The sequence below is a fragment of the Actinoplanes sp. NPDC000266 genome (assembly GCF_042899005.1).
Taxonomy (GTDB): Bacteria; Actinomycetota; Actinomycetes; order Mycobacteriales; family Micromonosporaceae; genus Actinoplanes.
The window spans coordinates 249,970-273,924 of the sequence record NZ_JBIAZI010000007.1; the positions used below are offsets into that span (position 1 = coordinate 249,970).

A 23,955-nucleotide genomic window follows, 5' to 3' on the forward strand; every position below is an offset into this window, starting at 1 on the left:
GCCGGCGGCCCGTGGACGGTCAGCGGCTCGCCTGGAACGGTCAGCGGGCCGCCGGGAACGGGCAGCGGCTCGCAAGGAACAGGCAGCCGGTCGGTAGGAACGGACAGCGGATCGCCAGGAACAGGCGGCGGATCGCCAGGCATGGGCAGCGGGTCGCCAGGAACAGGCGGCGGATCGCCAGGCATGGGCAGCCGGTCGCCAGGAACAGGCGGCGGATCGCCAGGCATGGGCAGCCGGTCGCCAGGAACGGGCGGCGGGCCGCCAGAAACAGGCAGCGGATCCCCAACTCCGAGCAGCGGAGTGCCCGATCCGACGAGCGGCACCCCCTACCCCGGCGTCCCGTCCGGTCCGCCCTATCCGGCAAATCCGTCAGGACCGCCATATCCTGCTAATCCCGCGAGTCCGGGCGGCGCTTCCTACGGCCCGTTCCACGGCGATCCGTACCAGGCCCCGGCCGAGAGCAACCCCTACGGCTTCTCCTCACCCCCGGGCCGCCGCATCGAGCCGACCCCGCCCCCCGATCGTGGCCGCTTTTTCCTCGGGCTTCTGGCCGGTCTCATCGCCGGCCTCCTCCTCTTCGGCGCCGGTGGCTTCTTCGCCGGCCGCGCCACCGCCCCGGAACAACCCCAGGCACAAGCTCCCCAGCCCGCGCCCACCGCCGGCCTCGGTGTCTTCGAGCAGAGTCAAGCCGCCCTCAACGCCCCCGATTTCGCCGGCACCGGTCTCGTCACCCTTTCCGAAGGGTGGCTTCCTTTCCTCTCCACCTGTGGCCGCAGCGGCACCCCGGGCGGCCCCAAGCTGAGCCCGGGCGAAAAGGTGCGCGTTCGCTGCACGCTCGACGGCATGAGCGCGATCTTCGTCGAGTACAACGACGTCGCCGAGCGGGACAAGGCTCGCGTCAAAGCCATGGGCCAGGCCGTCGACGCCCGGACGCTCACCCCGGGGGTGGGGCCGGCCACCGAAGGGCCTACCCCGAGCGGGCGAACCACCGGAAACTACGTGGAATACGCGTATCGTCTCACCGAAGGCGGAACCACCCGCACCGTGAGCGGCGTCTGGTGGGACGACGCCCGGGCGCCCGTCGCGGGTTTCCTGCTCGCCTACTGGAAGGAAGGCGTCGGTGAGAAGTGGGAGCCGATGCGCGATCTCTGGTCCAGGTACGCCTGAATTGCGGTGACCTGGGGGTAAGCGGTACTGAATCATGGATCCTTGACCGAAGTGGCACTCGCGACCTAGCCTCGCGTTACACAAGGTTTGTTCGACCATCGCATGCAACACGCACAACATAGATCGCATTACATTACGGCATCACTTGTCCAGTAAGATGCCGCCCGAAGCGCCGGACCGCGGAATCCGAGGCGCCCAGGGCTTGACATACAGCGGTCGGCCCCGGCGTACCCACGCCAGCGGAGGGGCCTGATCTCTCCTGCGCATCCGCGGCCTTGGTCGGGCATCCCACAGATGGCCCGCGCGCGTGTTCGTGCCGGGCGGCGAAGGGAGACGCGGCGTGCTGACCGCCCTGGACTGGGTGCTGGTGGTGGCGATCGTCGTCCTCGCCGCCTTCGTGGTGGCCGGCATGCTGCTCGGCGCCCGGGCGCTGCGTCACCTCAAGAAGACCGACGCCAAGGGTTCGGGTCAGGCCGTCGACGACGCGCTCGCCAAGGTCGACGACGCCAATGCCAAGGCCGCTTCCGTACGGGCCGAGGCCGCCGCCGCCAAAGCCGAGGCGAACGCCGCCCGGGCCGAGGCCCGCCGCGTTCTCGAAGACGCGCACAGCGAGGCCGACACCATCCTCGAGCGGGCCCACCGCCAGGCCGAGGCCGACGCCGAGCAGGTCCGTTCCGCCGCCCGCCGCTCCGGCGAGCGCGAGGTCGCGCTCCTCAACGCCACCGCCAAGGAGCAGGCGGCCGAGGTCGAGCGCCGCGCCGCCCGCATAGACGAGCGGGAGCGGCTGCACGCCGACGAGGTCGAGCGCCTGGTCGAGCGGGAGCGCCGCCTCGCGAGCATGGACACCGATCTCTCCTCGCGGGAGGCCGCCCTCTCCACCAAGGAGGCCGCGCTGGCCGGCGCCGAGGAGGAGAAGCGCCGCGAGCTGGAGCGGATCGCCGCCCTGACCGCCGAGGCGGCCCGGGCCGAGCTGGTCGAGAGCATCGAGGCGCAGGCCAAGCGCGAGGCCGCGATCATCGTCCGGGACATCGAGGCCGACGCCAAGAGCACGGCCGACACCCGGGCCCGGCACATCGTGGTCGACGCCATCCAGCGGATCGCCAGCGAGCAGACCTCGGAGAGCGTGGTCAGCGTCCTCCATCTGCCCAGCGACGAGATGAAGGGCCGGATCATCGGCCGCGAGGGCCGCAACATCCGGGCGTTCGAGTCGGTCACCGGCGTCAACCTGATCATCGACGACACCCCCGAGGCCGTTCTCCTGTCGTGCTTCGACCCCGTTCGGCGGGAGGTCGGCCGGCTGACCCTGGAGAAGCTGGTGCTGGACGGGCGCATCCACCCGCACCGCATCGAGGAGGTCTTCGAGAGCGCCAAGAACGAGGTCGACGTGCTCTGCGACCGGGCCGCCGAGGAGGCGCTGGTCGACGTCGGCATCACCGACCTGCATCCGGAGCTCAAGAAGCTGCTGGGCCGGCTGCGCTACCGCACCAGCTACGGCCAGAACGTGCTCAAGCACCTGGTGGAGACCGCTCACATCGCCGGCATCATGGCCGCCGAGCTGGGCCTGGACGTGCCGACCATGAAGCGGGCCGCGTTCCTGCACGACATCGGCAAGGCGCTCACCCACGAGGTCGAGGGCAGTCACGCGCTGATCGGCGCCGACCTGGCCCGCAAATACGGCGAGTCCGAGGACGTGGTGCACGCGATCGAGGCGCACCACAACGAGGTGCCGCCACAGACGATCGAGGCCGTGCTGACGCAGGCGGCCGACGCGTGCTCCGGTGGGCGTCCCGGCGCGCGGCGGGAGAGCCTGGAGGCGTACGTCAAGAGGCTGGAACGCATCGAGGAGATCGCCGCGAGCAAGGTCGGGGTGGAGAAGGTCTTCGCGATGCAGGCCGGCCGGGAGATCCGCGTGATGGTGCGGCCGGACGACGTCGACGACATCGGCGCCGCCGTCCTGGCCAGGGATGTTGCCAAGCAGATCGAGGAGGAGCTGACCTATCCGGGTCAGATCCGGGTCACCGTGGTGCGCGAATCACGCGTCACCGAGCTCGCTCGTTAGGCCGAGCTGCTCGCGGAGGATGTCCGCGTGCCCGCAGTGCTGGGCCAGCTCGCGCAGCAGGTGCATGTACGCCCAGCGCAGCGGGAGCGGCCCGCGCCGGTTGCCCGGCAGCAGGTCGTCGAGGCCGATCGGGGCCGCCGCCCGCCGCGAGTTCTCGATCGTCTCCCGGTACGCGTCCTGGATGCTCTCGATGGTGTCCTCGTCGTCGAGGAGGAACGACTCGTCGGCGGTGAGCGGGATGCCGAGCTCGGCCCGCGACTTGCCGGTCACCGCCTCGCCGAACCAGACGTTCTCCACCATCGTCACGTGCTTGACCAGGCCGAGCAGCGTCGTGCGGGACGGCACCAGGGAGGCGCGGGCCTGCTCCTCGGTGACCCCGTCGAGGCTGTCGAGGAGCGCCTTGCGGTGCTCGTCCAGAAATGCCTCGAACTGGACCTTTGCTGGCTGGTCGAGGGCTTCGTCGGCGGAAATCATGAGGTCAGCATCTCATTCAGGTCAGGCGACACCGCCGCCACCGCCCATCCCCGGATCGGTCGCCCCCATGATCACGCCGCGGCCGTTGGCGCGGGGCGCCTTGCCGCTGCGCCGGGTGCGACGGCTGAGCCAGCCGGCGAACGAGGTGAGCAGGGAGTTGACGGCGATGTAGATGATCGCGGCCACGATCGCGGCCTGGACCACGTTGCCGAAGTTGGCCGCCACGTTGTTGACGCCGAGCTGGAGCAACTCGTTGTACGAGATGATGTAGCCGAGCGCGGTGTCCTTGACCAGCACGACGAGCTGGCTGACGATCACCGGCAGCATCGCGCGGGCCGCCTGGGGGATGAGGATGTGCCCCATCACCTGGCCCTTGCGCATGCCGATCGCGTACGCCGCCTCGCTCTGCCCGGCCGGCACCGACTTCACGCCGGCGCGGAACGCCTCGGCCAGCACCGACCCGTTGTAGAGGGTCAGGCCGATGACCACCGCCCAGAAGATCGACATGGGCTGCTCGGTCAGGTAGGGCACGCCGAAGAAGATGAAGAACATCATCAACAGCAGGGGTACGGCCCGGAAGAACTCGACGACCGCACCGGCGGGCACCCGGACCCACCAGTGATCGGAGAGCCGCCCGACCGCGAAGACCACGCCGAAGACCAGCGAGAGCGCGGCCGCGACGACGGCCGCCTCGAGCGTGTGCAGCAGGCCCGGCAGGATGTAGTCGGTCCACGTGCTCGACTGGGTGAAGGGCTTCCACAGGGCGGCCGCCCACTGGCCCTTCTCGTCGAACTTCCGGTAGATCCAGTAGAGCAGCGCCAGCAGGAGGACGCCGAAGGCCACCGTCAGGATCCGGTTGCGCGCTTTGGCGCGGGGCCCCGGGTGGTCGTACAGAACAGCGTCGGTGCTCACCGCTTCACCGCCAGGCGGTTGGCCAGCCAGCCGAAGGCGTAGCCGGTGGGGATCAGGACGATCGCGAACGTGCCGGCGAAGACCAGGAAGATCGGGACGACCGCGTCGCCGTTCTCGTTGATCAGCTGCTTCATGGCGTTCGACGACTCCATGAGGCCGATCGTGCCGACGATCGTGGCGTTCTTGCAGAGCGCGATGATGATGCTGCCCAGCGGCGCGATCACGGCGCGGCCGGCCTGGGGCAGGATGATCATCGTCAGGGTCTGCCGGAACGTCATGCCGATGGCCCGGGCCGCCTCGGCCTGGCCCGCCGGCACCGTGTTGATGCCCGAGCGGATGGCCTCACAGACGAACGCCGCCGTGTACACCGCCAGGCCGGTCACACCGAGCCAGAAGTTGTTCAGGTCGATGTCGTCGGAGAACGCGACGCCGAGCGTCGAGAACAGGCCGAAGTAGCAGAAGAAGATGATCAGGGTGAGCGGCGTGTTGCGGAAGATGTTCACCCAGGCCGTGCCGAAGGCGCGCAGCACCGGGACCGGCGAGACCCGCATCGCGGCCAGCACGACGCCCAGCAGGAGCGCGCCGACGCCGCCGGCCAGGGTGAGCTTCAGGATCCAGAGGAACCCGGTGAGGTAGACCTCACGGTTGAGGGGATCGGAGAAGACGTCCATCGGCACCTTCGAGCGAAGAAAACCGCGAGGGCCGGATCACCGGCCCCCGCGGCACTGAAGAGGATCAGGAGCAGTTCGTCAGCTTGGTGGCGTCGAGCTCGGGCGCGGCCTTGCCGCTCTTGCCGAGGGTGTCGTCCCAGGCCTTCTTGTACGACCCGTCGGCGGCGGCCGCCTTCAGGATGTCGTTGATCTTGTTGCAGCCGGCGGTGTCGTCCTTCTTGAGGCCGATGCCGTACGGCTCCTCGCTGAACGGCTTGCCGACCACCTTGAACTTGCCCGCGTACTGCTCCTGCGCGGCGTAGCCGGCGAGGATGATGTCGTCGGTGGTGACCGCGTCGACCTGACCGCCGGCCAGCGCCGTCACGCACTTGGAGTACGAGTCGAACTGCTGGAGCTTGGCGTCCTTGTAGTCGGTCTGGATCCGCTTGGCCGGGGTCGAGCCGCTCACCGAGCAGACCTTCTTGCCGGCCAGCGACTCGGGGCCGGTGATGGTCGACGCGGTCGGCACGAGCAGGTCCTGACCGGCGACGAAGTAGGGCCCGCCGAAGTTGACGACCTTCTTGCGCTCGTCGTTGATCGTGTACGTCGCGACGACCAGGTCGACCTGACCCTGCTGGATGTAGGGCTCGCGGTTGGCGGAGACCGTGGTCTTCCACTCGATGCCGCTGTCGGCCAGGCCCAGGCCCTTCGCGATGATCTTGCCGATCTCGACGTCGAAGCCGGCGTAGGTGCTGCCGGTCTGCAGGCCGAGGCCGGGCTGGTCGGCCTTGACGCCGATGACCAGCTTGCCGCCCTCCGCCTTCTTGACGATGCCGGTGGCGCCGCTGCCGCTGCTGCCCGCGTCGTCGTCGCTGCCGCCACAGGCCGCAACGCCGAACGCCATCGTGAGCGCGCCGAGCGCTGCTGCCAATCGGGTGATGCGCATCATTGGGCTCCTCGATATTCCTAGTTGGACCAATAAGTCAGTGCGTGAGGATTTTGGAAAGGAAGTCCTTGGCGCGATCGCTTTTCGGATTGGCGAAGAACTCCGCCGGCGGCGCCGATTCGACCAGTTGGCCGTCGGCCATGAAAACGACGCGGTTGGCCGCGTGCCGCGCGAATCCCATCTCGTGCGTCACGACGACCATCGTCATTCCCTCACGGGCCAGCGACGTCATCACGTCGAGCACCTCGCCGACCATCTCGGGGTCGAGCGCGCTGGTCGGCTCGTCGAACAGCATCGCCTTGGGCTGCATGGCCAGGGCCCGCGCGATCGCCACGCGCTGCTGCTGGCCGCCGGAGAGCTGCGCCGGATATTTCTCGGCCTGGTTGCCGATGCCGACCCGGTCGAGCAGCGACATGGCCCGCTCGCGGACCTCGGCCGGCTTCTCCTTGCGCACCTTGACCGGCCCGAGCATGACGTTCTGCAGGATCGTCTTGTGGGCGAAGAGGTTGAAGGACTGGAAGACCATCCCGACCTCGCTGCGCAGCCGGGCCAGGGAACGGCCCTCGGCGGGCAGGGGACGGCCGTCGAAGGTGATGGTGCCGGAGTTGATCGGCTCGAGCCGGTTGATCGCGCGGCAGAGCGTGGACTTCCCGGAGCCCGACGGTCCGATCACGACGACGACCTCGCCCCGGGCCACCGAGAGATCCACGTCCTGGAGCACGTGGAGCGGCCCGAAGTACTTGTTCACCTTGTCGAGGACGATGAGAGCCTCGTCGGACACTGCTGGACCACCGTCCCGTCATTGGGGTTTCACCCGGATGGGCACACTCTATGTGGGCTCTTGTATCGGTTCACGCCGAGAATGGTCACGGACTGGTAACTCACCACTCGCAATGGGCCATCATTGTCCACCATGTTCGGTATGGCTGACACCGATCCGACAGGTGGCCTCTGGAACTGGGCGGTCGCCTGCCCCCTCGACCCGGATCGTGTGCGCGGTGCTCTGGCGGGCACGCTGGAACGTTCGGTGGTCGCCCTGGAAGCGGAGGGTGACGTTCTCTGCGACGTCTACGAGGTCGGTGGCGACTTCCCGACACTGGTCGACGTCTATCTCGCGCCGTCGCGCGTCGACGAGGCCACGGCCGCGAGCGCCGTCTCGGTCCGGCTGGGTGCCGCGGTCCTGCTTCCCGACGACTCCCTCGACCCTTCCCGGTACGTCCTGGCGACGCCGGACGGCAGCCTGACAGCCGTCCACGTCGACGAGGTCGAGACCGACGACGGCCCTGAGCGTCGCAACGTGCGCCCCGCCAACACAGCGAGGTAACGAGTACCCTGGCCAATTGCCATGACTACCGAATTGCAGGGCGCCTCGCGCACGTACGACGTGCGCACGTACGGCTGCCAGATGAACGTGCACGACAGCGAGCGCATCTCCGGGCTGATGGAGGACGCCGGCTACGTGCGCGCGGCCGATCCCGAGTCGGCCGACGTGGTGGTCTTCAACACCTGCGCGGTACGGGAGAACGCCGACAACCGCCTCTACGGCAACCTCGGCCACCTGCGCCCCACCAAGGTGAAGAACCCCGACATGCAGATCGCGGTCGGCGGCTGCCTGGCCCAGAAGGACCGCGGCGACATCGTCAAGAAGGCGCCCTGGGTCGACGTCGTCTTCGGCACCCACAACATCGGCTCGCTGCCGGCGCTGCTCGAGCGCGCCCGGCACAATCAGGAGGCCGAGGTCGAGATCCTCGAGTCGCTCGAGGTTTTCCCGTCGACGCTGCCCACCAAGCGCGAGTCGACGTACGCGGGCTGGGTGTCGATCTCGGTCGGCTGCAACAACACCTGCACGTTCTGCATCGTGCCCTCGCTGCGTGGCAAGGAGAAGGACCGCCGCCCGGGCGAGATCCTGGCCGAGGTCGAGGCTCTCACCAAAGAGGGCGTCCTCGAGGTCACGCTGCTGGGCCAGAACGTCAACTCGTACGGCGTGGAGTTCGGCGACCGGCTCGCCTTCGGCAAGCTGCTGCGCTCGGCCGGCGCCATCGAGGGCCTGGAGCGGGTCCGCTTCACCAGCCCGCACCCGAAAGACTTCACCGACGACGTGATCGCCGCGATGGCCGAGACGCCGAACGTCTGCCACTCGCTGCACATGCCTCTGCAGTCCGGCTCCGACCGGGTGCTCAAGGCCATGCGCCGCAGCTACCGCCAGGAGAAATACCTGGGCATCATCGACAAGGTCCGCGCCGCCATGCCGGACGCGGCGATCACCACCGACATCATCGTCGGTTTCCCGGGCGAGACCGAGGAGGACTTCGAGCAGACCCTCGAGGTCGTACGCCGGGCCAGGTTCTCGAGCGCCTTCACGTTCCAGTACTCCAAGCGTCCCGGCACCCCCGCCGCCGTGATGGAGGAGCAGCTGCCCAAGGCCGTGGTGCAGGAGCGCTACGAACGCCTGGTCGCGCTTCTGGAAGAGATCACCTGGGCCGAGAACAAGAAGCTGGTCGGCGAAAAGGTCGAGGTGCTGGTCGCGGTCGGCGAGGGCCGCAAGGACGAGCGTACGGGCCGTCTCAGCGGCCGGGCCCGCGACGGCCGCCTGGTCCACTTCGCCACCGGCGACCTGACCCCGCGCCCCGGCGACATCGTCGAGACCGTGGTCACCTACGCCGCCCCGCACCACCTGAACGCCGACGGCGCCCCGCTGTCGCACCGCCGCACCCGGGCGGGCGACGCTTTCGAGGCCGGCCGCACCCCCAAACTCAAGGGCGTCTCCCTCGGCCTCCCCACGATCGGCGTCCCGGCCCCGCTCCCCGCGGCCGCCGAGGGCTGCGCTCTGTAGAAACAGAAACGGCCCGGTCCAGAGGACCGGGCCGTGCCTGATCAGGTCAGTTGGCCTGCTCGGCCAGGGCCAGGAACTGCTTCTTGGAGTTGAGCGCTTGCTCGGCCTCCTTGATGCGGCGGTTGTCGCCGGCGGCCTGGGCCCGGGCCAGTTTCTCCTCCGCCTCGGCCACCTGCTCGCGCATCTGCTGGAGCAGCGGGTTGTCCTGCGGGGAGGTCTTGCGCCAGGCCGAGTCCATCGCCACGCGGATGCGCTCCTCGGCGGCCCGCCAGCGGCGGTCGAGGGAGGCCGAGGACTCGCGGGGGACGCGGCCGGCGTCGTGCCAGGCGGCCTGGGCGTCACGCAGCTTGTTCTGCGCGCCGCGCGGGTCGGCGTCGACGTCGAGCGCCTCCACCTCGGCCAGGATGGCCTGCTTGCGGTCGAGGTTGCCCTTGTATTCGGCGTCGCGGGCCGAGAAGACCTCGGAGCGGCGGGTGAAGAAGGCGTCCTGCGCGGCCCGGAAACGCTCCCAGAGGCGCTGCTCGGCCTCCTTGGCGGCGCGCGGCGCGGCCTTCCACTCGGCCATCAGGTCCTTGAGCCGGTTGGCCGTGGCCGACCACTCGGTCGACTCGGACAGGCTCTCGGCCTCCTTGACCAGCTCTTCCTTCGCCGTCTGGGCCTGCTTGCGCTGACCGTCGAGGGTGGCGAAGTGCGCGCCGCGGCGGCGGGTGAAGCCGTCCCGGGCGGTCGCGAAGCGCTTCCACAGCTCGCCGTCGGTCTTCTTGTCGACGCCGCGGATCGTCTTCCACTCGTCGAGGATCTCCTTGAGGCGGTCGCCGGCCGTCTTCCAGCCGGTGGCCTCGGCGGCGATCTTCTCCGCCTCCTCGACGAGGGCCGTCTTGCGGGCCAGGGCCTCGCCCCGGGCCACCTCGCGGGCCGCGCGGGCCTCGCCCGCCTTTTCCTCGGCGAGCGTGGCGAGCTTGTCGAGCCGGGCGTTGAGCCCGTCGATGTCACCGACCACGTGCGCCTCGGCGAGCTCCGTGCGCAGGCGCTTGACGCTGCTCAGCGAATGTGCCGCGTCGGCCGCTCCGGACTTCAGCCGCGCCTCGACGAGGTCGACCTCGGTCACCAGGTCGGCGAAGCGCCGGGCGAAGTGGGCCAGTCCCTCCTCCGGGGTGCCCGCCTGCCAGGAGCCGACCACCCGGTCGCCATCAGCGGTCTTCACGTACACGGTGCCGTCGGCATCCACGCGCCCGAAGGCCGTCCAGTCGTTCATGACCCATCCTCGTCTTCCCGGCGTCGCCGGCCTCGAAGAACCGGTGACCACCGCCACAGCGCAGTCGAACGCCAAGCTTCTCCATGGCATTCTTTCTCGCGCATTGTCACAGGTCCAACCGGGTTACGGGGAAGCGCCCGACGATGACCGTGGCCAAACAGTGTCCTACCGTGGCTTCGTGCCGTCGCCAGCCCCTTCACGCGTGATAACCGTCGTCGGGCCGACCGCGGCGGGCAAATCCGCCCTGAGTATCGCGCTAGCCCACGAACTGGACGGCGAGGTCGTCAACGCCGACTCGATGCAGCTCTACCGGGGGATGGACATCGGCACGGCGAAACTGACCGTCGCCGAGCGCGAGGGCGTGCCCCACCACCTGCTGGACATCTGGGACGTGACCGAGCCGGCCGCGGTCGCCGAATATCAGGCGCTGGCCCGGGCCGCGATCGACGACATCGCGGCCCGCGGCCGGGTTCCGATCCTGGTGGGCGGGTCGGGCCTCTATGTGCGGGCGGTGCTGGAGGAGTTCGCGTTCCCCGGCACGGACCCGGTCATCCGGACCCGCCTCGAGGAGGAGCTCGCCGCGGAAGGCGCCGCGCCCCTGTATGAGCGGCTGCGCACGCTCGACCCGGCGGCGGCCGTGGCCATCCTCCCGTCGAACGGGCGGCGGATCGTGCGGGCGCTGGAGGTCATCGAGCTGACCGGGCAGCCGTTCACGGCGTCGCTGCCCGACCCGACGCCGCACTATCCGTCGGTGCAGATCGGGGTGGACCGTTCCGTCGAGGCTCTCGACGAGCGGATCGCGCTCCGGGTGGACCTCATGTGGGAGGTGGGACTTCTGGACGAGGTCCGGCGTCTGCTCCCCCTCGGCCTGCGAGAGGGGCGTACCGCGTCGCGCGCGCTCGGCTACCAGCAGGCTATCGCCGAACTCGATGGCCTCATGTCGGATTTGTCGGCTAAGGAAGACACGGTCAGGGGCACCCGTCGATTCGTACGCCGGCAAAGATCCTGGTTCCGCCGTGACCCGGCGATCCACTGGCTCGACGGCGGGTCGGGCACGCTCGTGGCCGACGCGCTGGCGCTTGCGCGATGATGGACGGCGTGTTGTTCACCAAGGGCCACGGCGCCGGCAACGACTTCGTCATCGTCCCCGACCCCGACGGCGCGCTCGACCTGACGCCGTCGCAGGTCGCCGCCCTCTGCGACCGCCGCTTCGGCATCGGCGCCGACGGTGTCCTGCGTGTCGTCCGCAGCGCGAAGGACTCCGCCGGCGAGGGCTACGCGGCCGAGGCCGAGTGGTTCATGGACTACCGCAACGCCGACGGCTCGATCGCCGAGATGTGCGGCAACGGCACCAGGGTCTTCGCGCGCTATCTGGTCACGCACGGGCTCGCCACCCCCGGCCCCGCCGGGCTTCCGATCGCGACGCGAGCGGGCGTCGTGGTCGCGGTCTTCGTGGGCGACGAGGTGCGGGTGCGCATGGCAACCCCTCGGGTGTACGCCGCCAGCACCGCGACCACCGGACCGCTGACGTTCCCGGGCGTGGCCGTCGACTGCGGCAACCCCCATCTGGTCTGCGCCCTGCACGACGGCCTGAAGCTGCCGTCGCTCGACCTGTCGGTCTCGCCCGGCTTCGACCCGGCCCTCTTCCCGGCCGGGGTGAATGTCGAGTTCGTGACACCGGCGTCCCCGATCGAGGACGCCGACCTGCACGTGGACATGCGCGTCTACGAGCGTGGCTCCGGCGAGACCCTGGCCTGCGGCTCCGGCGCCCTGGCGGTCGGCGCGGTGGCCCTGCGGGACGCCGGCCTGTCCGAGGGCGTCGTCGCGGTCGACCTCCCCGGCGGCCGCCTGACCGTCACCCACGACGAGAACGGCGCCTGGTGGCTGGCCGGCCCGGCCGTCCTGGTCGCGACCGGCGAGGCCGACCTGGAGACCCTCACCCGATGACGGCGCCCGGTGGCGCCACCGCCGCCGCACCCGTCGCTGGTCCCGTCGCCGGTCGCGGCCTGCACCGGGTCGCGCATCGTGGCTATTCGGCGGTCGCGCCGGAGAACACGCTGCCCGCCTTCGAGGCGGCCGTGCGCGGCGGCGCGACCTTCGTCGAGTTCGACGTGCGCACCACGGCCGACGACGTCCCCGTGGTCATCCACGACCGCACGCTGGACCGCACCACGACCGGCGCCGGCCACGTCTGGGACCTAGACCGGGCGTCGCTGGCCCGGCTCGACGCCGGTTCGTGGTTCTCCCCGGCCTACGCGGGCGTGCGCGTGCCCACCCTGGCCGAGACGCTCGACCTGCTGGCCCCGCCGGGCCCGCAACTCCTCCTGGAGATCAAACCCCCGGCCACCCTCTCCGAGGTCAAAACGATCATGGAGATGGTGACCGCCGCCGGCCTGGCCGACCGCACGATCGTGCAGAGCTTCGACCCCGAGGTGATCCGCCTGGTCCGCGAGGCCGCCCCGTCCGTCCGCCGGGGCCTGCTCCGCCTGCGCTTCGAGGCCGACACCGTCTCCTTGGCCGAGGACCTCGGCGTCGTCTGCTGCAACCCGTCGACGGCCGACGTCCTGGGCGCTCCCCACACCGTCACCGAACTGGCCACGCGGGGAATCGAAGTCATGCCCTGGACCGCCAACGACATGACGGAGTGGCCCACCCTGCGCGCCACCGGCGTGACCGGCCTGATCACCGACCACGTCGCCGAACTGACCGGCTGGTCCGCCCGCTGACCCGTCCGGCTACTCGCCGGTGGTGCCGTCGATGCGCTCGCGGAGGAAGTCGGCGTGGCCGTTGTGGCGGGCGTACTCCTCGATCATGTGCAGGTAGATCCAGCGCAGCGTGTGGGGCTCGCCGGGGTTGCGGTCGTCGAGACCGCGCCCGGCCACGGCCGCGCGTGAGCGGGCCACACTGGCCAGATAGGCGTCCAGGTCGTCGTCAGCCCGGGCGACGGTGACGTCAGCGCTGTTCCGCGCGCCCGGCACGTAGTCCCAGAAGTAGTGGTGGTCGGGCCGGCCGTCGTAGGCGTGGAACCAGGCCTCGACCGCCGACAGGTGCCGCACGAGGCCGAGCAGCGACAGCGCCTTGTCTCTGACCTCTCGTTGCAGGACAACCCGGAAGGTCGCGACGGCCCGGACCACCCGCCCAGCTGTCCGCTGCGGCGGGTGGTGTCGGACGATTCGTACCTAAAAGGTTTCTTCTGGCGCTTTTTCCAGCTCCACCTCGGGAAGCGCCGCCGCGTTGTGCTGCTGCGGGCCCCGGACGGCGGCTCGGATGGCAGCCGCGACCGCCGGGGTGACGCGGGGGTCGAAGACGCTGGGGATGATCACCGTGGGGTTCAGCTTGTCCTCGCCGACGACGTCCGCGATGGCGTTCGCGGCGGCCAGGGCCATCTCCTCGGTGAACTCCTCGGCGCTGACGTCGAGCATGCCCCGGAAGACGCCGGGGAAGGCCAGCACGTTGTTGATCTGGTTGGGCTGGTCGGAACGGCCGGTCGCGACGACGGCGGCGTGCCGGCGGGCGGCCCGGGGGTCGACCTCGGGGTCGGGGTTGGCCAGCGCGAAGACGATCGACTTGTCGGCCATCCGGGCGATGTCGTCGCCGGTGAGCAGGTTCGGGGCGCTGACGCCGATGAAGACGTCGGCGCCGGCGATCGCGCCCGGCAGGTCACCCTCGTAGTTGCTCTTGTTGGTGTGCTCGGCCAGCCACTGCCACGTTTCCGACATGTCGGCCATGCCGCGGTGAAGGGCGCCTTTCCGGTCGTACGCGATGATGTCGCCCACGCCCTGGCGGAGCAGCAGCTTCATGATGGCCGTGCCGGCCGCGCCCGCTCCCGAGACGACCACGCGGACGTCCTCGAGGCGCTTGCCGACGACGCGCAGGGCGTTCGTCAGCGCCGCGAGCACGCAGATGGCCGTGCCGTGCTGGTCGTCGTGGAAGACCGGGATGTCGAGCTGCTCGCGCAGGCGGGCCTCGATCTCGAAGCAGCGCGGCGCCGCGATGTCCTCGAGGTTGATGCCGCCGTAGGCCGGCGCGATGGCCTTGACGATCTTCACGATCTCGTCGGTGTCCTGCGTGTCGAGGACCACCGGCCACGCGTCCACGCCGCCGAAGCGCTTGAACAGGGCGGCCTTGCCCTCCATGACCGGCATGGCGGCGGCCGGCCCGATGTTGCCCAGGCCGAGCACGGCCGAGCCGTCGCTGACCACGGCGACCGTGTTGCGCTTGATCGTGAGCCGGCGCGCGTCGGCCGGATTTTCCGCGATCGCCATGCAGACCCGGGCCACACCCGGGGTGTACGCCCGGGAGAGCTCATCGCGGTTGCGGAGCGCGACCTTGGAGCTCACCTCGATCTTGCCGCCGAGGTGCAGCAGGAAGGTGCGGTCGGACACCTTGCGGACGTCGACGCCGTCCTGCTCCTCGAGCGTCTTGACCACCTGGTCGGCGTGGCTCGAGTCGGCGGTGTCGCAGGTGAGGTCGACCAGGACGCGGCTGGGGTCGGAGTCGACCACGTCGAGAGCGGTCACGATCGCGCCGGCCTCGCCGACACAGGTGGTGAGCCGGCCGATGGACGAGGCGTCCGCGGTCACGGCTATCCGGATCGTGATCGAGAATCCTGCGCTGGGCAGGCGGGTCGTCACCACGGTGTTCCCTCCGACGTTGGCGGGTGCTTCACCGTAATCTTGCTCCCCCGGAATACGGGATTCCCACCGGGGCGTTGTGCCTTGTCCTGTCACTGAACGAAAACGCCCGGCACCTTTATGTGGATGCGCTCCTACCCTGGACGTGCCACGATCGGTGCCGAGGAGGTCACTTTTGCGAAACTCTTACCAGGCACCCGTACTCGAACTGGACGAGCCGGATCCCACGACCGGTGAACTCGAGCTCGAGGAGCGGCATTCGCTTCGGCGGGTCGCCGGCCTTTCCACCGAGCTCACCGACATCACCGAGGTCGAGTACCGTCAGCTGAGGCTCGAGCGGGTCGTCCTGGTCGGCGTCTGGACCGAGGGCTCCGTCGAGGACGCGGAAAACTCGCTCACCGAGTTGGCCGCGCTCGCCGAGACCGCCGGCTCCCAGGTGCTCGAGGGTCTGATCCAGCGGCGTTCCCGCCCCGACACGGCCACCTTCATCGGCCGCGGAAAGGTCGAGGAGCTGCGGGACGCGGTCATCGCGACCGGGGCCGACACCGTCATCTGCGACGGCGAGCTGTCACCGTCCCAGCTTCGTAATCTCGAGCAGCAGACCAAGGTCAAGGTCGTCGACCGCACGGCGCTGATCCTCGACATCTTCGCCCAGCACGCGAAGAGCAAAGAGGGCAAGGCGCAGGTCGAGCTGGCCCAGCTCCAATACTTCCTGCCGCGTCTGCGCGGCTGGGGTGAGTCGCTGTCCCGGCAGGGCGGTGGCGCCGGTGGCGGTTCCGGTGGTGGCGGCGTCGGCACCCGTGGTCCGGGTGAGACCAAGCTCGAAACCGACCGTCGCCGCATCAACCAGCGCATCGCCAAGCTGCGCCGGGAGATCAAGGCCATGCGGACCGTACGCCAGACCAAGCGCTCCCGCCGCCAGAGCAGCGGAGTGCCGTCGGTGGCGATCGCGGGATATACCAACGCGGGCAAGTCCAGCATCCTCAACCGGCTGACCCAGGCCGGTGTGCTGGTGGAGAACGCGTTGTTCGCCACCCTCGACCCGACCACCCGGCGCACGGCGGCCGAGGACGGCCGTGTCTACACGCTGTCCGACACCGTCGGCTTCGTCCGGCACCTGCCGCACCAGATCGTGGAGGCGTTCCGCTCCACGCTCGAGGAGGTGTCGTACTCCGACCTGGTCGTGCACGTCGTCGACGGCTCCCACCCCGACCCCGAGGGCCAGGTGAGCGCGGTCCGCGAGGTGCTGGCCGACGTCGACGCCGACAAGCTGCCCGAGCTTCTGGTCATCAACAAGATGGACGCCGCGGACGAGGAGACGATTCTGCGGCTGAAGCGGACGTGGCCGGACGCGGTCTTCGTGTCGGCCCGCTCCGGGCAGGGCATCGCGGAGCTGCACGCGGCCATCGCGGAGCGGCTGCCGAAGCCGGCGGTCGAGTTGCGTGTTCTGCTGCCCTATGACCGGGGCGATCTGGTCGCCCGAATTCATCGATCCGGTCAGGTGTTGCAAACCCGCCATTTGGACGAGGGCACCGAGCTCCGCATCCGCGTCGATGAGCGGCTTGCTGGCGAACTGGAGTCGTTCCGGCACTGAGCGTGCGGCGTCACCGATGAGGTGATCCACGCGTAACACCGGCACGGGACGCCGCATGCGACACTGATCGGATGCGGCGTCTCGTCTTTCCGGTCATCGTGGCCTCCGGGCTCGTGATGGCCGGTCCGTCCAGTGCGTTTGCCGACGATCCGGCACCGGTTGTCAGCGCCCCCTCGGTCGCGGGCAAGAAGATGTGCAAGATCGCGGACAAGCGCCTCGACGAGGTCTCCGGGCTCGTCGCCACCAAGACCGGCTACATCGTCATCAACGACGGCACGCTCGACGAGGACAAGAAGAAGATCTTCTTCCTCAACACGAAGTGCGCGGTCGTCAAAGAGGTCGACTACAGCGGCAAGGGCCCGCTCGACACCGAGGACATGATCCTCTCGGCCGACGGCCGCACGCTGTGGATCGCCGACATCGGCGACAACGACTTCGACAACGACAAGAGCCGCGACACCATCGGCCTCTGGAAGATGCCGGTCACCGGCGCGTCGGAGCCGGTGCTCTACCGCCTCACCTTCCCCGACGCTCACCACGACGCCGAGGCGCTGCTCCTCAACGGCAACGGCACCCCGTTGATCGTCACCAAAGAGATCCAGAAGGCGGACGCTTCGGCGTACGTCTACGAGCCCACCGCCGCGCTCAAGACCGGCAAGACCGGCGTGCCGATGAAACTTGTCGCCAAGCTCACGGTCTCGGGCACGCAGACGGCCGGCAACCCGTACGCCCGCATCGGCAACAAGGTGATCACCGGCGGCGCGATCGCCCCCGGCGGCGGCAAGATCGCCCTGCGGACGTACACGGACGCCCTGGAATGGGACGTCAAGAACGGCGACGTGCTGGCCGCGCTCAAGGAGAAGCCGCGCACGACCGGCCTGCCGAACGAGACGCTCGGCGAGGCGATCACGTACAGCCCCGACGGCAAGTTCTTCTACACGACGTCGGACATGAGCGGCGAGACCGAGGCGGCCAACTACATCCTGCGCTACACGCCCGCGACCACGGTGGCCAAGGCGGCCGCCGGCGGCGAGGCGGGCGACGAGAAGAAGTGGTACGCCGATCTCGAGCTGAGCGACATCACGTACGCGGTGGCCGGTGTCGGCGTGCTCGGCCTGATCCTGGTCGGTGTCGGCGTGTTCGGCATCGTCCGCTTCCGTAAGCGGGTGGCCGAGGAGCCCGACGAGCCGGTCGACGGCTTCGACAACCCGCTGGACGGTGAGCCCGAGACCGAGCTGATCGGCGTCGGCGGCGCCCCGCAGCGTGGCGTCTACGGCGGCAAGGGCGGCGCCACCAGGCCGCCTTCGACGGACGGCGCGGCCTCCGGCGCGGTCTACGGCGGCACCAAGACTCCCGCCGGAGCGGTGCCCGCGGGGGCCGGTGCCGGGGTTTATGGAGGGGCCAAGGGCGCGCGCGGTCCGCAGGGTCAGCCGCCGCGGGGTCCGCAGGGCCAGCCCGCTCGTGGTCCGCAGGGCCAGCCCGCTCGTGGTCCGCAGGGTCAGCCGGCACGTGGTCCGCAGGGTCAGCCCGCCGGCGGCCCGCAGGGTCAGCCCGCGCGGGGTCCCCAGGGTCAGCCGGCACGTGGTCCGCAGGGCCAGCCCGCTCGTGGTCCGCAGGGTCAGCCGGCACGGGGCCCGCAGGGTCAGCCCGCCGGCGGCCCTCAAGGTCAGCCCACGCGTGGTCCCCAGGGTCAGCCCGCGCGCGGTCCGCAGGGTCAGCCTCCGCGCGGACCGCAGGGTCAACCCGGGCGTAATCCGCAGGGTCAGCCGGCGCGTGGCGGGCAGCAGCCTCCGCGCAACCCGCAGGGTCAGCCGGCGCGCGGCGGGCAGCAGCCTCCTCGTGGTCCCCAGGGCCAGCCCGCGCGCGGTCCCCAGGGGCAGCCCGCGCGTAATCCGCAGGGCCAGCCACCGCGCGGCGGGCAGCAGCCCTCGCGCAACCCGCAGGGCCAGCCGCCCCGCGGCGGGCAGCAGCCCCCGCGTGGTCCCCAGGGCCAGCCTCCTCGCGGCGGCGGCGCCCAGGGCGGTGGCGGCGTGTACGGCGGCCAGCAGCAGGGCCGCAACGACTACGCCGACTACCACCGCCGCCCCGAGGGTTACGGGCCCGGTTACGGCCCCCGCTAGACCCGGCGCAGGACGGCCACGACGCGGCCCATGATGGTCGCGTCGTCGCCGGGGATCGGGTCGAAGGCCGGGTTGGCCGGCATCAGCCAGACGTGGCCGTCGCGCTGGCGGTAGCTCTTCACCGTGGCCTCGCCGTCGATCATCGCGGCCACGATGTCGCCCGCGTCGGCCGTGGGCTGCTGGCGGACCACCACCCAGTCGCCGTTGCAGATGGCGGCGTCGATCATCGAGTCGCCCTTGACCTCGAGCATGAAGACGTCGCCCTCGCCGACCAGCTCGCGCGGCAGCGGGAAGAACTCCTCCACCGCCTGCTCGGCCAGGATCGGCCCGCCGGCCGCGATGCGGCCCACCAGCGGCACGTAGGCCGGCTGGGGCCGCGCCGAGCGCAGCGCCTCGTCGTCGACCAGCTCGTTGGGGGAGCGCACGTCGACCGCGCGCGGCCGGTTGGGGTCGCGGCGCAGGAAGCCCTTGGTCTCGAGCGCCTTCAGCTGATAGGCCACACTGGACGGCGACACCAGGCCGACCGCCTCGCCGATCTCGCGGACGCTGGGCGGATATCCGTAACGCTCGACCCAGCCCCGGATGAACTCGAGGATCTTGCGCTGGCGCGCGGTCAGCTCGGCGGTGACGGGGTCGGGGAACTGGCTGACCACCGGGGTGACGGAGCGCAGTTGCGGTGCGTCGGCGGCGCGTCCGCGGCTCGGCGAGCGACGTCGCGGGGCGGCCGTGGTGATCGCTCCGTTGTCAGGCTTGCTCTCATGTTGCCGGCTCGTCCGGTCGTCGGTCGACACGTCCGCCCTCCCTGTCGGCCAGTGCCTCGTCGGCACGTGGTGCTTTCGCGGAGCCGGAACGGAACGCCGTGGGGATGGCGCCTGCCCGGCTGACCCCTCTTGAGGGAGAACCGTAATGGCGCGGTACGACATATTCAAACATCTGTACGACATTCTTCCGGCGTGTCGCCCGGAAGTGCTCGACTTCCGTACGCCTGTTCTGATAGACCGTCGTACGGGCGTTCGATCGAACGCCCGTACGATGATCACATTTCCCGTGATCATTTTCCGAGGTCGAGCGGGGTGGCGAGACTGATGGTGACCAACGGTGTACGGCACGCTGAACCGCCCCTGCGGCTCACCCGGCGCGGTCGCGCGGTGGTCCTTGGTCTTCTGGTCGTTCTGGCGTCATTGGCCAGTGCCGTGTTGTTCACCACGGCTTCGCGGGCTGACGAGCCGCCCGCGGGCCCGCCGCCTACGATCGTCGTCCGGCCGGGTGACACGCTCTGGGATGTGGCGGCACGCGAGATGCCTGGTCGGCATGGTCAAGCGGGGGTCGACGAGCTGCGCCGGCTGAACGGTCTGAGTAGTTACGGCGTACACGCGGGCGATGTTTTGATCTTGCCCTACGACTCTTGATCGACTCGAACCGTAACGAAAGATCAACCGCTCGTGTTGAGCCGGAAAATACGGCGCGTCGGCACGCCGCTGAACTTGCGCCCGCGTCCGCATCGGCATAGCGTCTACCCCAACATCTAGTAGTTACAAGGGTGTAAGTCATCCACAGGTTGGGGTTACCTCCCACCGGTTATCCACAGGCCGTCCACAGCGGCGAGCTGGTGTCCACCAGCTTGACGCTGCGTTTTGTCGTGTCCGGATTCTGGTCGGGAAGGTCACTGGAGGGGGTTCACGGTGCGCTGCCCGTACTGTCGTCACGCCGACTCGCGCGTCGTCGACTCACGTGAGGCCGACGACGGTCAGCTGATCCGTCGCCGCCGCTCGTGCCCCGAGTGCGGCAAGCGGTTCACCACGGTCGAGGAAGCGGTTCTCGCCGTCGTGAAGCGCAGTGGGGTCACCGAGCCCTTCAGCCGTACGAAGATCATGAGCGGCGTTCGCAAGGCCTGTCAGGGCCGGCCCGTCGACGAGGACTCGATCGCGCTGCTCGCGCAGAAGGTCGAGGAGACCGTCCGGGCCAAGGGCGCGGCCGAGATCCCCAGCCACGAGGTGGGCCTGGCGATCCTCGCCCCGTTGCGCGACCTCGACCAGGTGGCCTACCTCCGGTTCGCCAGTGTGTACAAGTCCTTCGACTCGCTCGACGAGTTCGAGAAGGAGATCACCGCTCTCCGCGAGGCGGCGATCGCCCGGGAGGCCGCGGTGCGGCACGCCGTGGCGCCGCGATCCGGCGGTCGCGCACCCAAGATCAACAGCTAGAACAGACTTTCGAGTGGCAGACGTAGTAGTTACGAGGGGGAGCAGTATGGCCGGGGACGGCGTAACAGCAGGCAGGCAGCGCAGCCGGGCGAACGGCAACGGCGCGCCGGCCGGCAGCGGGGGGCTGCGGGTCGAGCGGGTCTGGACGACCGAGGGTGTCCACCCGTACGACGAGGTCGAGTGGGAGCGCCGCGACGTCGTCATGACGAACTGGCGGGACGGCTCGATCAACTTCGAGCAGCGCGGCGTCGAGTTCCCGAAGGACTGGAGCGTCAACGCGGCGAACATCGTCACCACCAAGTACTTCCGGGGCGCGGTCGGCACCGCGCAGCGCGAGCAGTCGCTCCGCCAGCTCATCGACCGGGTCGTGCAGACGTACCGCAAGGCCGGCGAGGACTTCGGCTACTTCGCCACCAAGACCGACGCCGAGGTCTTCGACCACGAGCTGACCTGGATGCTGCTGCACCAGGTGTTCAGCTTCAACTCGCCGGTCTGGTTCAACGTCGGCACGTCGTCGCCGCAGCAGGTCAGCGCCTGCTTCATCCTCTCGGTCGACGACTCGATGGACTCGATCCTCGACTGGTACAAGGAGGAGGGGCTGATCTTCAAGGGCGGCTCCGGCTCCGGCGTCAACCTCTCGCGCATCCGCTCGTCCAAGGAGCTCCTCTCCTCCGGCGGCACGGCCAGCGGCCCGGTCAGCTTCATGCGCGGCGCCGACGCCAGCGCGGGCACCATCAAGTCCGGTGGCGCCACCCGCCGCGCGGCCAAGATGGTCATCCTCGACGTCGACCACCCCGACATCGAGGAGTTCGTGCAGACCAAGGCGCGCGAGGAAGACAAGATCCGCGCCCTGCGCGACGCCGGCTTCGACATGGACCTCGGCGGCGCCGACATCGTCTCGGTGCAGTACCAGAACGCCAACAACTCGGTCCGCGTCTCCGACGAGTTCATGCGCGCCTACGAGGAGGGCGGCGACTTCGCCCTGCGCGGCCGCATGCACGGCGAGGAGATCGAGCGGGTCGACGCCAAGAAGCTGTTCCGCGACATCGCCAAGGCCGCGTGGGAGTGCGCCGACCCTGGCCTGCAGTACGACGACACGATCAACGACTGGCACACCAACCCCGAGACCGGCCGCATCACCGCGTCCAACCCCTGCTCGGAATACATGTCGCTGGACGACTCGTCCTGCAACCTGGCCTCGCTCAACCTGATGAAGTTCCTGACCCCCGAGGGCGGCTTCGAGGTCGAGAAGTTCGTCAAGAGCGTCGAGTTCATCATCACCGCGATGGACATCTCGATCTGCTTCGCCGACTTCCCGACCGAGCGGATCGGCGTCACCACGCGCGCCTACCGCCAGCTCGGCATCGGCTACGCCAACATCGGCGCCCTGCTGATGGCGTCGGGCCTGCCGTACGACTCGGAGGCCGGCCGCAGCGTCGCCGGCGCCATCACCTCGCTCATGACGGGCACGGCCTACCGCCGCTCGGCCGAGCTGGCCGGTGTCGTCGGCGCGTACGACGGCTACGCCCGCAACGCCGAGGCCCACAAGCGCGTCATGCGCAAGCACGCCGCCGCGAACGACGCGATCCGCCCGGCCAACGCCGTCGCGACCGCGATCGTCAAGGAGGCCACCAAGCAGTGGCAGGCCGGCAACAAGATCGGTGAGAAGAACGGCTGGCGCAACGCCCAGGCGTCCGTGCTCGCCCCCACCGGCACCATCGGCCTGATGATGGACTGCGACACCACCGGCATCGAGCCCGACCTGGCCCTGGTCAAGTTCAAGAAGCTCGTCGGCGGCGGCTCGATGCAGATCGTCAACCAGACGGTGCCGCGCGCCCTGCGCAGCCTCGGCTACCCCGAGGAGCAGGTCGAGGCGATCGTCGAGCACATCTCCGACCACGGCAACGTCGTCGACGCCCCCGGCCTCAAGCCGGAGCACTACGCGGTCTTCGACTGCGCCATGGGCGAGCGCGCGATCGCCCCGATGGGCCACGTGCGCATGATGGCCGCGGTCCAGCCGTTCATCTCGGGCGCCATCTCCAAGACGGTGAACATGCCGGAGACGGCGACCGTCGAGGAGATCGAGAACATCCACTACCAGGGCTGGAAGCTCGGCCTGAAGGCGCTCGCGATCTACCGCGACAACTGCAAGGTCGGCCAGCCGCTCTCCGCCGCGGGCAAGAAGAAGGACACCGCCACGACGGAGACCGCCCCCTCGACCGAGGTCGAGAAGGTCGTCGAGAAGGTCATCGAGTACCGCCCGGTCCGCAAGCGCCTCCCGAAGAAGCGCCCGTCGGAGACGGTGTCGTTCTCGGTCGGCGGCGCCGAGGGCTACCTCACCGCGTCGTCCTACCCCGACGACGGCCTCGGCGAGGTCTTCCTCAAGATGTCGAAGCAGGGCTCCACCCTGGCCGGCGTCATGGACGCCTTCTCGGTGGCGATCTCGATAGGGCTGCAGTACGGCGTCCCGCTCGAGACGTACGTCAGCAAGTTCACGAACATGCGCTTCGAGCCCGCCGGCATGACCGACGACCCCGACGTGCGCATGGCCAGCTCGGTGATGGACTACATCTTCCGCCGCCTGGCCCTGGACTTCCTGCCGTACGACACCCGGGCCGACCTGGGCATCTTCACGGCCAAGGAGCGCGCCGCCCAGGTGCAGGCCGAGGCCGCGGCCGAGGCCGCAGCGGCCCCGGTCGACCTGGCCGGCATGGCCGCCTCGGCCCCGGTGGCCCCCGCCGCCGAGGTTGTCGCCGCTGAGGTGGTGGCCGAGCCCAAGCTGGTCGTCACCGAGCCCACGACCGACCCCGAGAAGGCGGCCCCCGCCTCCGTAGGCTCTTCCACCGAGCTGCTCGAGATCGTCATGGGCCAGTCCGCCGACGCCCCGCTGTGCTTCACCTGCGGCACAAAGATGCGCCGAGCCGGCAGCTGCTACGTCTGCGAGGGCTGCGGCTCCACGTCCGGCTGCAGCTGAGTGTGACCATTCTCAGCGTGTCCCCTCCAGGGGCACCTTGAGATCCAAGAGTCATCGGCGAGTCTGACCAAAGGGATGTCCCCCGGACGCCACCGTCCGGGGGACTTTTCCGTTGTGCGGGCCGTGGACACGATCT

General features: G+C 69.7%; 20 protein-coding genes. 11 read left to right on the forward strand and 9 right to left on the reverse strand.

The genetic code is table 11. The features are described from left to right. Positions 1-300: 300 nt before the first annotated feature. A complete protein-coding gene (locus tag ACFY36_RS28615; RefSeq protein WP_499748995.1) occupies positions 301-1,167 on the forward strand; it encodes a hypothetical protein in 867 nt (288 codons plus the stop codon). Between the two features lie 343 nt (positions 1,168-1,510). Next, the gene (gene rny, locus ACFY36_RS28620; RefSeq protein ID WP_499749320.1) at positions 1,511-3,226 is read left to right on the forward strand and encodes a ribonuclease Y; all 1,716 of its coding nucleotides are present in this window, start codon (positions 1,511-1,513) and stop codon (positions 3,224-3,226) included. Here the strand turns inward: rny and ACFY36_RS28625 are convergent. From ACFY36_RS28625 to ACFY36_RS28645, 5 genes are all read right to left on the reverse strand, one after another. After that, positions 3,200-3,700, reverse strand: a complete 501-nt coding sequence (locus tag ACFY36_RS28625; protein ID WP_499748996.1) for a DinB family protein — start codon at positions 3,698-3,700, stop codon at positions 3,200-3,202. The two genes, rny and ACFY36_RS28625, sit on opposite strands and share 27 nt — an antisense overlap. A gap of 21 nt (positions 3,701-3,721) precedes the next feature. Further along, entirely contained in the window at positions 3,722-4,612 is an 891-nt protein-coding gene (locus ACFY36_RS28630; protein WP_499748997.1) for an amino acid ABC transporter permease, read from the reverse strand. Further along, entirely contained in the window at positions 4,609-5,283 is a 675-nt protein-coding gene (locus ACFY36_RS28635; protein WP_499748998.1) for an amino acid ABC transporter permease, read from the reverse strand. Before ACFY36_RS28635 ends, ACFY36_RS28630 begins: the two co-directional genes overlap by 4 nt. Before the next feature lie 64 nt (positions 5,284-5,347). Continuing rightward, positions 5,348-6,208 carry a glutamate ABC transporter substrate-binding protein gene (locus ACFY36_RS28640; RefSeq protein WP_499748999.1) on the reverse strand — a complete coding sequence of 287 codons (861 nt, stop codon included), beginning with the start codon at positions 6,206-6,208 and terminating at the stop codon, positions 5,348-5,350. Between the two features lie 37 nt (positions 6,209-6,245). Next, positions 6,246-6,989: an amino acid ABC transporter ATP-binding protein gene (locus ACFY36_RS28645; protein WP_360241692.1), complete on the reverse strand. Its 744-nt coding sequence runs from the start codon at positions 6,987-6,989 to the stop codon at positions 6,246-6,248. Between the two features lie 141 nt (positions 6,990-7,130). Between ACFY36_RS28645 and ACFY36_RS28650 the strand changes: the two genes are divergently transcribed. Further along, complete coding sequence (locus tag ACFY36_RS28650; RefSeq protein ID WP_499749000.1) at positions 7,131-7,532, forward strand: hypothetical protein; 402 nt, start codon at positions 7,131-7,133, stop codon at positions 7,530-7,532. Positions 7,533-7,553: 21 nt separating this feature from the next. Beyond that, entirely contained in the window at positions 7,554-9,041 is a 1,488-nt protein-coding gene (miaB, locus tag ACFY36_RS28655) for a tRNA (N6-isopentenyl adenosine(37)-C2)-methylthiotransferase MiaB (RefSeq protein ID WP_499749001.1), read from the forward strand. A 46-nt stretch (positions 9,042-9,087) separates the two neighbouring features. On the opposite strand, the gene ACFY36_RS28660 is transcribed toward miaB, so the two are convergent. Next, on the reverse strand, positions 9,088-10,296 hold the full coding sequence (locus ACFY36_RS28660) for a DUF349 domain-containing protein (protein ID WP_499749002.1): 1,209 nt from the start codon (positions 10,294-10,296) through the stop codon (positions 9,088-9,090). Between the two features lie 202 nt (positions 10,297-10,498). Between ACFY36_RS28660 and miaA the strand changes: the two genes are divergently transcribed. The 3 genes from miaA to ACFY36_RS28675 are packed head-to-tail and all read left to right on the forward strand — an operon-like array spanning position 10,499 to position 13,022. Then, positions 10,499-11,386: a tRNA (adenosine(37)-N6)-dimethylallyltransferase MiaA gene (miaA, locus tag ACFY36_RS28665; RefSeq protein WP_499749003.1), complete on the forward strand. Its 888-nt coding sequence runs from the start codon at positions 10,499-10,501 to the stop codon at positions 11,384-11,386. An 8-nt stretch (positions 11,387-11,394) separates the two neighbouring features. After that, entirely contained in the window at positions 11,395-12,243 is an 849-nt protein-coding gene (gene dapF, locus ACFY36_RS28670; RefSeq protein ID WP_499749004.1) for a diaminopimelate epimerase, read from the forward strand. Then, a complete protein-coding gene (locus tag ACFY36_RS28675; RefSeq protein ID WP_499749005.1) occupies positions 12,240-13,022 on the forward strand; it encodes a glycerophosphodiester phosphodiesterase in 783 nt (260 codons plus the stop codon). Before dapF ends, ACFY36_RS28675 begins: the two co-directional genes overlap by 4 nt. 9 nt (positions 13,023-13,031) lie before the next feature. Here ACFY36_RS28675 and ACFY36_RS28680 read toward each other — a convergent pair whose 3' ends face one another. Together ACFY36_RS28680 and ACFY36_RS28685 are read right to left on the reverse strand one after the other, a co-directional pair. Continuing rightward, the gene (locus tag ACFY36_RS28680; RefSeq protein ID WP_499749006.1) at positions 13,032-13,430 is read right to left on the reverse strand and encodes a mycothiol transferase; all 399 of its coding nucleotides are present in this window, start codon (positions 13,428-13,430) and stop codon (positions 13,032-13,034) included. Positions 13,431-13,475: 45 nt separating this feature from the next. Next, positions 13,476-14,933, reverse strand: coding sequence for an NAD-dependent malic enzyme (locus ACFY36_RS28685; protein ID WP_499749007.1), 1,458 nt, complete (start codon positions 14,931-14,933; stop codon positions 13,476-13,478). A gap of 172 nt (positions 14,934-15,105) precedes the next feature. Here ACFY36_RS28685 and hflX point away from each other — a divergent pair, with 172 nt between their 5' ends. Both hflX and ACFY36_RS28695 read left to right on the forward strand, forming a co-directional pair. After that, positions 15,106-16,524: a GTPase HflX gene (gene hflX, locus ACFY36_RS28690; protein ID WP_499749008.1), complete on the forward strand. Its 1,419-nt coding sequence runs from the start codon at positions 15,106-15,108 to the stop codon at positions 16,522-16,524. Between the two features lie 71 nt (positions 16,525-16,595). Further along, a complete protein-coding gene (locus tag ACFY36_RS28695) occupies positions 16,596-18,644 on the forward strand; it encodes a hypothetical protein (RefSeq protein ID WP_499749009.1) in 2,049 nt (682 codons plus the stop codon). On the opposite strand, the gene lexA is transcribed toward ACFY36_RS28695, so the two are convergent. After that, the gene (gene lexA, locus ACFY36_RS28700; protein WP_499749010.1) at positions 18,641-19,435 is read right to left on the reverse strand and encodes a transcriptional repressor LexA; all 795 of its coding nucleotides are present in this window, start codon (positions 19,433-19,435) and stop codon (positions 18,641-18,643) included. The genes ACFY36_RS28695 and lexA overlap by 4 nt on opposite strands. Before the next feature lie 891 nt (positions 19,436-20,326). On the opposite strand from lexA, the gene nrdR reads away from it, so the two are divergent. After that, positions 20,327-20,845 carry a transcriptional regulator NrdR gene (gene nrdR / locus ACFY36_RS28705; RefSeq protein ID WP_097318595.1) on the forward strand — a complete coding sequence of 173 codons (519 nt, stop codon included), beginning with the start codon at positions 20,327-20,329 and terminating at the stop codon, positions 20,843-20,845. A 46-nt stretch (positions 20,846-20,891) separates the two neighbouring features. Next, positions 20,892-23,819, forward strand: a complete 2,928-nt coding sequence (locus ACFY36_RS28710; protein WP_499749011.1) for a vitamin B12-dependent ribonucleotide reductase — start codon at positions 20,892-20,894, stop codon at positions 23,817-23,819. Positions 23,820-23,955: the final 136 nt, after the last annotated feature.

Coding starts and splice junctions, on each gene's coding strand:
- ACFY36_RS28625 (WP_499748996.1), bottom strand. CDS start 3,700: ATGATTTCCGCCGACGAAGCCCTCGACCAGCCAGCAAAGGTCCAGTTC.
- ACFY36_RS28635 (WP_499748998.1), bottom strand. CDS start 5,283: ATGGACGTCTTCTCCGATCCCCTCAACCGTGAGGTCTACCTCACCGGG.
- ACFY36_RS28640 (WP_499748999.1), bottom strand. CDS start 6,208: ATGCGCATCACCCGATTGGCAGCAGCGCTCGGCGCGCTCACGATGGCG.
- ACFY36_RS28650 (WP_499749000.1), top strand. CDS start 7,131: ATGGCTGACACCGATCCGACAGGTGGCCTCTGGAACTGGGCGGTCGCC.
- miaB (WP_499749001.1), top strand. CDS start 7,554: ATGACTACCGAATTGCAGGGCGCCTCGCGCACGTACGACGTGCGCACG.
- ACFY36_RS28660 (WP_499749002.1), bottom strand. CDS start 10,296: ATGAACGACTGGACGGCCTTCGGGCGCGTGGATGCCGACGGCACCGTG.
- ACFY36_RS28675 (WP_499749005.1), top strand. CDS start 12,240: ATGACGGCGCCCGGTGGCGCCACCGCCGCCGCACCCGTCGCTGGTCCC.
- ACFY36_RS28695 (WP_499749009.1), top strand. CDS start 16,596: ATGCGGCGTCTCGTCTTTCCGGTCATCGTGGCCTCCGGGCTCGTGATG.
- ACFY36_RS28710 (WP_499749011.1), top strand. CDS start 20,892: ATGGCCGGGGACGGCGTAACAGCAGGCAGGCAGCGCAGCCGGGCGAAC.